This is a genomic window from Mesobacillus sp. S13, from assembly GCF_020422885.1.
GTDB classification, from domain to species: domain Bacteria; phylum Bacillota; class Bacilli; order Bacillales; family Cytobacillaceae; genus Mesobacillus; species Mesobacillus selenatarsenatis_A.
Genome location: NZ_CP084622.1, coordinates 4,295,625 through 4,309,196, shown reverse-complemented (window position 1 = coordinate 4,309,196; position 13,572 = coordinate 4,295,625). Strand labels below are relative to the sequence as shown.

The 13,572-nt window shown below is 41.4% G+C and carries 4 protein-coding genes and 1 riboswitch; all 4 genes read left to right on the top strand.

Annotated features, from left to right (window positions below; genetic code table 11):
* The first annotated feature begins 172 nt into the window (after positions 1-172).
* The 4 genes from LGO15_RS21965 (at position 173) to LGO15_RS21950 (ending at position 13,426) form a co-directional block, all read left to right on the top strand.
* Positions 173-4,504, top strand: coding sequence for a S8 family serine peptidase (locus LGO15_RS21965; RefSeq protein ID WP_226085952.1), 4,332 nt, complete (start codon positions 173-175; stop codon positions 4,502-4,504).
* Positions 4,505-4,766: 262 nt separating this feature from the next.
* A riboswitch (cyclic di-GMP riboswitch) is annotated at positions 4,767-4,858 on the top strand.
* Positions 4,859-5,464: 606 nt separating this feature from the next.
* Entirely contained in the window at positions 5,465-6,271 is an 807-nt protein-coding gene (locus LGO15_RS21960) for a C40 family peptidase (RefSeq protein ID WP_226085950.1), read from the top strand.
* 318 nt (positions 6,272-6,589) lie between these two features.
* A complete protein-coding gene (locus tag LGO15_RS21955) occupies positions 6,590-10,807 on the top strand; it encodes a S8 family serine peptidase (RefSeq protein ID WP_226085948.1) in 4,218 nt (1,405 codons plus the stop codon).
* A gap of 498 nt (positions 10,808-11,305) precedes the next feature.
* Positions 11,306-13,426, top strand: a complete 2,121-nt coding sequence (locus LGO15_RS21950) for a M14 family zinc carboxypeptidase (protein ID WP_226085939.1) — start codon at positions 11,306-11,308, stop codon at positions 13,424-13,426.
* Positions 13,427-13,572 lie beyond the last annotated feature (146 nt).

Here is a 13,572-nt window from a genome sequence, read left to right as displayed (position 1 = left end):
TGGAAACTCTTTGTCGAAAAATATAATACTATATTCCTAAAATTTAAATTGCTAGTTTAAGTTAAATCTATTAAAATCTTCCTGTACCAATTACATTTTTTTACATAGGGGGAGTGGGCAAAAAGAATTTCGCTATTTTGCAGGGCCAATTTTTTAAAATTCTAGGGGGAAAATGAATAAAATGAAGCAAAAGAAAAATTTAGGTAAGAAAATTGCTGTCTGTGCAATGACAACGGCAATGCTTCTTTCGAATCTTGGCCTGGCTTCCCAGTCATATGCTGCACCAAAAACTAATAGTCTTGAAGCGAAAATCAGCCAATATAAACAACATCTACAAATGGATGATCACAAGAAATTATCGGATCACAAAAAGGTAAAAGGTGCTAAAGCTCAGTTGAAAGCATCAGATAAGGTTCGTGTAATCATCGAGATAGATGGCGAAACTCCAGTTGAACACGCAACCTCGAAGGGACTGCTCTATAAAGAATTATCAGAAGATACTAAAACTTCAATCGCTAACAAGATAGAAAAGAAGCAAAAGAGCGTCCAAGAAAAGATCAAGGAAAAAGGCGTCAAGGTTCAATACAAAAATAAGTTTTCTACAGCGTTCAATGGCTTCAGTGGTGAGGTTGTATACGGTGACCTTGCAAAAATAGAAGGCATCGAAGGTGTGAAGAGTGTCTATCTGGCAAATGAGTATAAGCGTCCCGAAGTGAAGCCGGATATGAAAACAAGCCACCAGTTCATTCAGTCAAGCGAGACTTGGGCGGATGCTGGCCTGAAGGGGGAAGGGATGATTGTTTCTGTCATCGATTCCGGAGTTGATCCATCCCACCAGGATTTCATTCTGACCGATGCTTCGACAGCAGAACTCGATCAGGCTGAAGTAAATAAGCTCGTAGCAGATAAAAATTTAAAAGGAAAATATTTTACTGAGAAAGTACCTTATGGATACAATTATTTTGACCAGGATGATGTCATTCTAGATTCAGTTCCAGGTGCATCAATGCATGGGATGCATGTTGCAGGAACAGTAGCGGCGAATGGGAATGAAGCAGAAGGCGGTATCAAAGGAGTCGCACCTGAAGCGCAAGTACTTGCGATGAAGGTTTTCAGCAATGACCCATTATTCCCATCGACTTGGTCTGATGTGTACCTGGCTGCCATTGACGAATCGATTAAATTGGGTGCGGATGTACTGAACATGAGCCTTGGTGACGTTGCAGCATTCTACCAGGAGCAAAGTGCAGAGGATCTTGCCATTTCGAGAGCGGTAGACAATGGAATCGTTGCATCGGTATCAGCAGGGAACTCCGGCCATATTGGCTATGGGTGGGGTAATCCCTTCCATAAAAACCCTGATATTGGGGTAGTTGGCGCTCCTGGGCTTAATCCTGACTCAATTCAGGTAGCTGCTTCAGGGAATGCAGCTTTCCTTTTTGAACATGGGATTACAATTGAAGGTGCTGAAGATTTTACCGGTGTTGGTTATGGCCTGGATGACTGGAGTCAGCTTCTTGAAGTGTATGACTCACTTGAATTAGTCAGCCTTGAAGGTGGCTATGGCTATCCGGAAGAGTATGAAGGGAAAGATGTGGAAGGAAAGGTTGTCGTTGTACAACGGGGTGACCTCTCATTCTATGAGAAGACGCAGATAGCTGCTGATTACGGTGCAGTAGGCATCATAGTGTATGACCATGGAATGGATACTTTTTATGGGAATCAGGGAGGATGGTCCATTCCGTTCATGCAAATCCATCATGAAGAAGGATTGGCGCTTGAGGAATTGATTGCTGCTGGCCACACAACGCTTCGTGTTGCGCAGCAAGGAACATCGCCTGACCCGGAAATGGGCAAGATGACCGATTTTACATCATGGGGAACAACACCAAGCCTTGAACTGAAGCCGGAGATTACAGCTCCAGGCGGAAAAATCATCTCTACCCTTAATGATAATCAATACGGGGAAATGAGTGGAACATCGATGGCAGCTCCACATGTTGCCGGAGGATCCGCGCTTGTTCAGCAATACCTTCAGAATGATGAGCGTTTTGAAGATTTGACTGCCGGTGAGAGAACCCGACTGGCTAAAGTCCTGTTAATGAACACTGCTGAAATGATCACGGACTTGGAAGGTCAGCCATTCTCGCCGCGACGCCAGGGAGCAGGTATGATGCAGACATATGCTGCAGTTGACACACCAGTATATGTTGTTAACAGTGAGACGAATGAATCAAAGGTAGAATTGAAGGATTTCAGTGATACTCAATTTGAAATGACCTTCACTGCGGTCAATATTTCTGATGAAGATGCGACTTATCAGGTGAACACGAGCGTCCTGACTGACACTATTGAAGAAAGTGAAGGATATGAGAACTATAATGCGCTTGTAGCGGGTGATATGGAAGGTGTCGAAATCGATGCTCCTGAAACAATTACCGTGCCAGCGGGGGAAACAGTAGATTTTACGGTAAGTGTAGATTTTACTGAAGCTGAACTTCCTTATAAAACCCTTGATGGTGAATTAACCACAACAGAGTTGATGGAAGATATATTCGTAGAAGGCTTTGTAACTTTAGAAGATGTTGAAGAAGTTGATGTGCTGCCAACTTTGAATGTCCCGTATGTAGGCTTCTACGGAGAGTGGGACCGTCCGGAAATCCTTGATGGTTTTAGTGATTTTGGTGAATCGAAATACTATGACCTGACAGGCATGTTCGATTATGAAGATGAAGAAGGAAATGTGTATGAAGAGCCTGTTCATGATGTCCTGATTGATGATTGGTTTGCAGCTCCTGCTGAACAAGGATATTATGCGATTTCTCCAAATGGAGACTATATGCGTGAGAATATCAATCCGTTCCCGGCATTCCTGCGCAATGCGGCAGAAGTTCAATTCAATATTTTAGATGAGAACGAGAAATTCCTGCGTCGTGTGAAATTAGAGAAAGATGTCGTAAAATCATACTTCGATGGCGGTTGGGGAATGCCGTTCTCTTATAATGAAAATCGCAGCTGGAATGGTAAAGTGAATTCTAAAAGTGTTAAAGACGGGCTTTACTATTATGAAATTAAATCAGTGATCGACTATGAGGGTGCTGACTATCAATCTAAATTAATACCAGTCTATGTTGATACAGTAGCTCCTGAAGTTGCTGCATCATTTGATTTGGAATCGCAAACAGTCAGCTGGGAAACAGTTGAAGAGGGCTCTGGAATCTTGTCATATGTGATTTTCGTAAACGGCGAATTTTACGATGAGGTATATGGTGAGGAATCCTCCTACCAGTTCGAAGAGCTTCCAGAAAGCGCGATTGTTGAAGTAATGGCTGTAGACAATGCTTATAACTTTGGTGCTGATACAGCTGAAGTTGGCGATGTCGTATCTGCTGATCCGTTTGTTATAGCATATAGCCCTGAACCTTATGGTGCGTACAATACGAAGACAATCCCGGTTGAAGGAGAAGTGATCGACGATAACGGACTTGCATCCATAACAGTCAATGGAAAGGAAACAAGTTTCACCCATGATGCTGGAGCGGGTTTATATCGTTTTAATACGAATGTTTCATTTGCTAAAGATGGATTTTACGATGTAATCATCAAAGCTGTTGATAAAAAGGGCCAAACGCATTCATTGTCCCGCAAGGTGTTCATCGATACGACAGCTGCACAGCTATCCGTCTCGGCACCATCAAGGGTCGACCTTGATGTAGAAGAAACTGTCATCAAGGTTACGATGAAGGATAACTTTAATTACTTGTCGCTGTTTGTCAATGACAGTCATGAATATGAAAAGTCGATCGTGAGTCCTGTAGATGTGCAGAAGGCAGCGAACGATACTATTGACATTACGGTTCCGCTGGCGTTAGGCGATAACAAAATTTCCTTAAGACTCATAGACCTCAGTGGTAATGAAACAGTGAAGAACCTGATCATCAAGCGAGCAGAGGAAATTAAGAATGGCTGGGTGAAAGAAAACGGGAAGTGGTATCATTATAAAAACAATAAGCCTACATCAGGCTGGCTTCTTGATAAAAATAAGTGGTACTATCTTCAAAAGAACTACGAAATGGCAACTGGCTGGCTGAAGATTGATAAGAAGTGGTATCTGTTTGACGAAGTTTCCGGTGCCATGAAAACGGGCTGGGTAAAAGACGATAATAAGTGGTACTACCTCACTGCCAAGGGATATATGAAAACTGGATGGCTAAATGATGGAGGCAAATGGTATTACCTCGATTCAATCAGCGGAGTCATGAAAACGGGTTGGATTAAGGTAGAAAATAAATGGTACTACCTTGCAGCTAATGGCCAGATGAAAACAGGCTGGCTAAAGGATGGAAGCAAGTGGTACTTCCTTGATCAGAATTCTGGGGTCATGAAAACGGGCTGGATTCAATCAGGCGGCAAATGGTATTACTTGTACAAAAATGGTTCTATGGCCGTTAACACAGTTATTGATGGATACAAACTAGGAAAAGACGGAGCATGGAAAAAATAAAATATGAATGGGAAGGGACAATCCTGATCAGGATTGTCCTTTTTTTATAGTCACATTAGTCCCTTGGAATCATTTTAGTGGGATTGGGTTTATTACACTCATAGCTAGGGGAAATAAACCGAAAGATATAATGGTAGGGTTTATTACCAAACGTTTTTGTCAATGTCAATAAGATATTTTTTCCAAAAAAGGTGATTTATAGGTCTAAAGACCCTTACAAAACTCGGGACAATTCGATATTTTGGAAGCATGACACATAGATCGTACGAAACGGCAAAGCCTTTGAAAAAGGGTGACGCAAAACTAGAGGGACTAAAGTTAATGAAGCATTAACTATGTCAGCCAGCTTCCGAATACGAATCTTCCTGCGGTTTATGTGCTAAAAGGAGGAATGAATGTGTTGTTGAAAATTAAGTATCACCTACATTTATTTTTGAAAAAGCACAATGAAGCTTTAATGCAAGATGCGTTATGCGAGAAACTCAGAGCCAAATTATATGAAAGAGCGAGATATCATAGTAACAGAGCAATGATCCTGACTGCGAAAACTGAATAGCATTTAAAAAAACTGCCATCTGGCAGTTTTTTTGGTTTCAAAAGCTGCTTCTTCTCATGAAAAAAGATTGTTTCAAGGAATTAGCAATCCCAGAGGATTCGACAGTTACACTACAAGATACCTTCCCAATGACACCTATTTCAGTCTCCTTATCCCTATAAAACCTCCATATATTTTACAGAAATATAATCCATATTCATCCTTTTTAAAAGAATATTTTGCAGAAACTGGGGATTTTTAGTAAGTAAAGTCGGATTTTGAAATATTCTTGTAACATACTTAAAAAGGAACTGTAACCTAAAACTAGTAACTTTTATGCCATACTATGTTTAGAAAATGAATTTTTGGATAAATTAGTAGGTTTACCTTTTTTATAGAAATTTTACATTTATTTGGGGGTCAGCATGAAAAAGTTATTAATGGCAGGTATGCTTTCTTGTTCTTTGTTGGTTAGCGGGTTAGTCGGTGGCGATAAGGCAGAAGCTTCAACTAGTGGATTGATTACGGACACTGCCCTTGATTATGTTGGTGTACCTTATGTATGGGGAGGTACAACTCCGAGTGGATTCGATTGTTCAGGTTTTATAACATATACTTTCAATAAGGCTGGAATTACTCTGCCACGGTCATCAGCAGATATGTACCAGGTTGGCAGCTCTGTATCCAAAAGTGAGTTACAGCCAGGAGATTTAGTTTTCTTTACAACTTATAAAGCAGGTCCTTCACATGTAGGGATTTATTTAGAAGGAGATCAGTTCGTTCACGCGGGAGGATCAGCGGTACAAGTTTCAAGTCTATCAAATTCTTATTGGAAAGAACGTTACATTGGCTCTAAAAGAGTAGTAGCTTCTACATCAGGCTGGAGCAAAGAAGATGGCAAATGGTTTTACTACCTTTCTGATGGCAGCAAGAAGACAGGCTGGCTGAAGTGGAATAGCGAATGGTATTTCCACGATATTAATGGTGTCATGAAGACAGGCTGGGTAAAATGGAGTGGAGACTGGTATTACCTGAATGGCAGCGGCTCCATGAAGACAGGCTGGCTAAAATGGAATAATAACTGGTACTACCTGAATTCTGGCGGAGACATGAAGACAGGATGGGTACTTTCCGGCGGCAAGTGGTACTACCTGTATCCAGGTGGAGAAATGGCATATAATACTACAATCGACGGATATAAACTTAATAGTGATGGTGCGTGGATCAAATAATTTAGACAGGCTTACAAAGCCTGTTTTTTTATTGTCATAAGATAATGATGACACTGAAAAAACATGGAGTAAATATACCTATACACGCATGAGAGATAAGTATATTAAACTTACAATAATATTGAAAAACTAACATTTTTAGCCTTAAACCTAGTAAATTTTAGAATTTTATAGTTAAATTCTACTAAAAACCAATTGACCATTATAACAAGAAAATATATAATTATAGCAATACTCTGACTTTTCGGAATAGGAACAGGAGGGATGGATCTTTACATAATCTAGCAATATCAATAATAGATTTGGGGGAATTAAGGAATGAAAAGAAAAAACACAGGGCGCAAAATTGCCTCTAGTGTACTTGCATCAGCATTGGTTCTTTCTAGCTTTAGCTTTCCATTGACAAGCGCATCTGCAGCAGAGAATGCATATTCTTCAAAAATCAAGCAGATTGAGCAATATAAAGCAAAGCAGCTGAAACAGCTTGATGGAAAGTACAAGAAGACAAAAGCTTCATTGAAAGCAGAAGATAAAGTTCGTGTAATCGTAGAAGTTGAAGGAGAAACACCGGTTGAGTATGCAACTAAACAGGGCAAACTTTACAAAGAATTATCAGAAGATACTAAATCTTCCATTGACTCAAAACTAAAAAGTGCGCAGAAGAGCGTAAAGGATAAGATCAAGTCTAAAAACATCCGTATGGATCATAAGAAGAGCTTCTCTACTGCTTTCAATGGTTTCAGCGGTGAAGTAACATACAAGGATATCGCGAAAATCGAAGGTATTGCTGGGGTAAAGAATGTTTACCTGGCTAATGAATATAACCGTCCTGAAGAAGCTCCGGATATGAAGACAAGCCATAATTATATTCAATCCCAAGCTACATGGGCAGATGCAGGTCTTAAAGGTGAAGGTATGATCGTTTCTGTCATCGATACAGGAGTGGATCCTTCCCACAAGGATTTCGTTTTGACAGACAAAGCTCAAGCGGAATTGTCTAAGGAAGAAACAGAGACTTTGGTAACTGAAGAGGGGCTGAAAGGAAAGTATTTTTCTGACAAGGTTCCTTATGGTTATAACTATTATGATGAGAATCAGACTATCCTTGACCTTGGTCCGGAAGCTTCCATGCATGGTATGCACGTTGCAGGAACGGTAGCAGCAAATGGTGATGAGGCAACAGGCGGAATCAAGGGGGTTGCTCCAGAAGCACAGGTACTTGGAATGAAGGTTTTCAGTAATGACCCTAATTATCCATCTACATGGTCTGATGTATATCTGGCTGCAATTGATGACTCTATTAAACTAGGTGCAGATGTTCTGAACATGAGCTTGGGATCCACAGCCTCTTTCTATGAAGAAAAGAGTGCTGAAAACCTTGCGATTACTCGTGCGGTAGATAATGGGATTGTCGCTGCTGTATCAGCAGGTAACTCCGGCCACATCGGCTATGGATGGGACAACCCTTATGCACAAAACCCTGATATCGGTTTGGTAGGTGCGCCAGGATTGAACACAAACACAATCCAGGTTGCTGCATCTGGTAATGATGCATACCTTTACCAGCACACTTTTACAGTTCAAGGAAATGAGTCCTTCTCTGCTGTAGGTTATGGAATCGATGATTGGGTCAAGCTTTCTGAGGAAAATGGCCCGCTAGAGATGGTTGCTGTTCCAGGAGTCGGAGCTGATGCTGATTATGCTGGCGTAGACGTAAAAGGAAAGGTAGCAGTCGTATCACGTGGTTCATTATCATTCTACGATAAGACTGTTAATGCTGCAGAAGCAGGCGCAATCGGAATCATTGTCTATAACAATGGGGGATCCACTTTCTTCAACAACCAGGGTGGCTGGGATGTACCATTCATGCTGATTCAGACTGGTGAAGGTGAAGCCCTTAAGCAGGCAATTGCTGCTGGCAATAATGTATTAAATGTAAGTCAGACTAAGAAGCAAGAAGATGTTGAAATGGGCCGCATGACTGAATTCACTTCATGGGGAACAACTCCAAGCCTTGACTTCAAGCCTGAAATCACGGCACCAGGCGGAAAGATTTACTCTACATTACAAGATGATAAGTACGGCGTAAAGAGTGGTACATCCATGGCCGCGCCGCACGTGGCTGGTGGATCGGCGCTTGTACAGCAATACCTGCAATCGGATGAGCGGTTCAGCGAGCTGACTGCTGGAGAAAGAACAAAATTGGCAAAAGTTCTGCTTATGAACACAGCGGATGCAATCGATGATCTATATGGACAGCCGTTCTCACCACGCCGTCAGGGGGCTGGAATGATGCAGACATTTGCAGCGGTCAACACTCCTGCGGTAGTTGTCGATAGCGCGACGGGTGAAGCGAAAGTTGGATTGAAAGATTTCACTTCCAAGCAGTTTGAAATGACCTTGACTGCAAGCAATCTGACTGATGAGGAAGTTACGTACAGTGTGGACACTAGCGTTCTGACGGACTACTTCTATCAAGTCAATGGCGATGAAGATTACAATGCTTTGATTGCTGCGGATATGCCAGGTGCTGTAGTGGATGCTCCTGAAACAGTGACTGTTCCAGCAGGTGAGTCTGTGGAATTTACTGTAAGCGTCGATTTGACAGATGCAAAGATCCCTGGTGAAGATAAAGATGGCAATGAAATGACTTATGATTTGAAGGAAGATATCTTTGTTGAAGGCTTCGTGACATTAACAGATGTTAATGGTGCAGAAGATGGACAGCTACTTCCGCAATTGAATGTACCTTACATGGGCTTCTATGGTGAGTGGGATCGTCCGGAAATCCTTGACGGCTTTACTAGTTTAGGAGAGTCAAGATACTATGATCTTAAGTATCTATTTAAGTCTCCAAGTGAAATGTTGTTTGGTGCTGATGGAAACTTCAGTTACCAGGTACCAGAGAAAGACTTCTTTGCAGTATCTCCAAATGGTGATGGGTATTTTGATGATGTCTATCCGCTTCCAGCATTCATGAGAAATGCGGCAGAAGTACAGTACAATGTACTGGATGAAAACGGCAAATTCCTTCGCCGAGTTCTTATGGAAAAGGATGTAAGGAAAAACTTCTATAACGGTGGAACTGGAAGTCCTTTCTCATTCAACCCAGCTCGTGCATGGAATGGAAAAGTTAAATCCGATATTGTTAAAGATGGATTATATTATTATGAAATCAAATCAGTGATCGATTATGAAGGTGCTGAGTGGCAGAGCAAGAAAATTCCTGTCTATATTGATACAACTGCACCTGAAGTAAAAGCTGCGTATGATGCTGAAACATCAACAGTCAGCTGGGAAGCAAAAGAAGATGGAACAGGCGTAGAGTTTTACGCAATCTTTGTTGATGGCAAGCTAGTAGATCAGGTTGCCGGAAATGTTACAAACTATCAGCTTACCGATGTACCTGAAAAGGCGCTTGTTGAAGTGGCTGCAGTAGACTATGGATTCAATATCGGATTCGATATAGCTGCTGTTGGAGATACTGATATGCCGCTTATCTACCTGGACGATGCTAGCCCAGAACCATATGGTGCATACAATACCTTAGAAGTTCCGGTAAAAGGTTATGTAGAGGATGACTATGTAATCGAGAAGATTACTGTGAATGGTAAAGATGTTGAATTCACATTTAATGAAGAAAAATCACGTTATGATTTCTCGACTACGACTTCCTTCGAAAAAGATGGAAAGTACGACGTCATTGTTACGGCATTAGACTATTCTGGTAAAGAGTTCTCAATCAACCGTAGAGTTTTTGTGGATACGACTGCACCTGAAATCATAGTAGATGCACCTGCGAAGGTTGGAAAAGCAACAGAAGAAGTTACCTTGAAGCTTAACCTAAAAGACAACTTCAACTATCTATCTCTATATGTAGACAATAATCATGAGTTTGTTAAAGAGTTCGACAGCCCTGTAGAGATTGTAAATGCTGCAGATGAGATGGTTGAAGTCACAGTTCCAGTTGCGATGGGCGAAAACACAATCGAGCTTAAGCTGACTGACCTAGGCGGAAACGAAACGGTCAAGGAAGTTAAAGTTGAACGTGCTGAACTCAAAAAAGGCTGGAAAAAAGAAGATAATAAGTGGTTCTACTACAATGAAGATGTTAAGCAAACTGGCTGGCTGAAAGATGGAACTAAGTGGTACTACCTGAACAAGGATGGCGTCATGCAGACTGGCTGGGTACAGGATGCTGGCAAATGGTACTTCCTAGAGAAATCTGGTGTCATGAAGACTGGCTGGGTAAAAGATGGCAGCAAGTGGTACTTCCTTGCTAAGAGCGGAGCTATGCAAACTGGCTGGGTTCAAGATGGAGGCCAATGGTACTTCCTTGAGAAGTCAGGCGCAATGAAGACAGGCTGGCTATTGGATGGCGGCGAATGGTACTACCTGAATACAAGTGGATCAATGCAAACTGGTTGGAAACTTGTTGGTTCTAAATGGTACTACTTCTACAAGAGTGGAAAGATGGCCAAGGATACTAAAATTGGCGCTTACAAGCTTGGAAAAGACGGAGCTTGGATCAAGTAATTAGCAGTAAAATGGCAAGCCAGGAACCATTGGTTCCTGGCCTTTTTTTTATGTTTTATTATGAGGCAAAACAAAAAACCGAAAATCATTTTCGGTCTTGAAATCCTTTCATATGTTTTAGTTTGCTAGCTTATAATCTTCCTTCTAGGCTTATTCCAGACTTTTATGTAGGTGAAACCCTCTTTGCATTTGAAGACTTTAATTCCCAGTAATAATAGAGGAGTCTTTATCTCTTTCATTTGGACCAAGGGCACAGAGAACCCTCCTTTTGTAAAGTTTTTGGATAATTCAATTATATCTTTAAATCGAACATAATAGAATAAATTGTTCTCGATAAGAAACGACAAAATATGCACAAGTCCTGATGTATCCCCATTTATTGTCTCATAACAGGAAATCTATCATTCCATTTACTTATTTTCCTATTTAAGGTAGAAAACCGCTTTGATAGATTGCTATAATTAAGGAGGCAAAAACAACATAAGGAGACAACGCAGAATGAAGAAATTGGCAGTATCGGTATTGTTATGCAATTCCTTGCTGTATCCTTTGAATGCTTTTGCGGAAACAAACTCTAGCAATCTTCAAGATTCGCAGGAGCTTTTTTTGCATCAGCAAGAGGACAAGCAGGAACAATCATCAAATGAAATGAATGCAGAAGAAGGAACGGAGAATCAGATTTCTGATGAAGAGTCAGAAGTCAGTCAGGAAACAACAGAGGATCCTTCGCAACCTGTGGAGGGTGACGATACTTCGGAACAACCTTCAGACCAGGAGCAAACTATAGAAGGTTGGGTCCAGGAAGGCGAAAATTGGTTTTACTATATCAATGGTGAAAAAGTGACAGGCTGGCAAGAAATTGAAGGGTTCCAGTTATATTTTGATCTAGAAACCGGAGCGCGTCAGCATGGCTGGATCGAAGTCGATGAGGAATTCTTTTATCTAGACAACGAGACAGGAGCAATGCAAACTGGCTGGCATGAGGAAGATGGCAATTGGTATTATCTGGACCCGGAAACTGGCGCAAAACAATTTGGCCATATTCAGTCCGAAGAGAAATGGTACTATTTAGACCCTGCTACCGGAGCGATGGAGCATGGCTGGCTGTTGCTTGAGAACAACTGGTATTACTTCCATTATAAGACTGGAGAAAGACATAGTGGCTGGCTTCAGGATGGAACGAAATGGTATTATCTTTTACCCGAAACTGGCGTAATGCAAACCAAATGGTTCAAAGTTGATGAAACTTGGTTTTATGCAGACGGTAAAACTGGTGAGAGGAAGACTGGCTGGCTAAAAGACGGAACGAAATGGTATTACCTCAATGATGATGGCTCGATGAGAATCGGCTGGGTTTATTATAAGTATAGATGGTATTACCTAAAGGATTCTGGTGCCATGGCGCTTGGATGGGCCAAGGATGAAGGGAAATGGTATTATCTAGACCCAGGTGCGGATGGGGCAATGGATACAGGATGGCTTAAGTGGAATAACAAGTGGTACTTCCTGAATAAAGATGGTTCAATGAAAATCGGCTGGCTAAAGTGGAATAGCAAGTGGTATTACTTGTATGATTCAGGAGCTATGGCCACCGGCTGGTATAAAGATGGAGATAAGTGGTACTATTCTTACAGCAGTGGTGTCATGGCAGCTGATACATATGTAGAAGGATATTACTTAGCGAAAAATGGTGCGTGGATTCCTGATATTGTCAATCCTCGTAAGGTATATACATATGATGAGATGGTCTCTGATATCATGGAATTCAAGAAGTATTATCCAGAATTAGTAACTGTACAGTCAATCGGCAAGTCTGTTGACGGTAGAGATCTATATGCATTCAAACTAGGTAATGGGCCGAAAGAGATTCTGCTGAATGGATCCCACCATGCCCGTGAGCACATGACTACGAACTTATTGATGGAAATGGCAGATCAGTACCTTCAGTCATATGAAAAGGGAACTACTTTTGCGGATTATAGTGTCAGGAATATCCTGAACAAAACTTCCATGTGGTTTGTACCAATGGTAAATCCTGATGGTGTAACCTTAGTTCAAAAAGGTGCTTACAGTACCAAGAACCCATCTTATGTCTTGATGTTGAACAACGGAAGCTATAATTTCTCCGAATGGAAGGCGAATGTACGGGGGGTTGATTTAAACCGTCAATATCCTGCTGATTGGGAGAATATCAGAGCAAATACCGGGAAGCCTGCACCATCCCATTTTAAGGGGTACAAGCCTTTGAGTGAACCAGAAGCATTGGCGTTATATGAATTCACTAAGGCACATAACTTTAAAATAGCCACGGCATACCATTCTTCAGGACAAATCTTGTACTGGAACTTTAAACAGACTGGCAGCCGATACACACGTGATTATAATATCGCCTTGAAATATCAAAGGATGACAGGATATAGCCTTGTTAAGCCAACAACCAACCCAAGCGGCGGGGGCTTCACGGACTGGTTTATCCAGGATATCAAGATGCCAGGCTTTACACCGGAAATCTCACCTTATACTTACGGTAAGCCAGTTCCGGTAAGCAGGTTTGACAGCATCTGGAACGAAAATAAAGCAGCAGGTTTAATGCTTGCGAATGAAGCACTTGGTTTATAGGTTAGGCAAAAAAAGCAGCTCAGGCTGCTTTTTTGTTTGGGCCGGTTAATAATAAATATCGAGTTCGTAAAGATTTTTTATAATTTTTCGCCTTTTTGAATGGGAGTTTTGGTAGATTTTCAATATTGTGGAATTAGAGTATAATA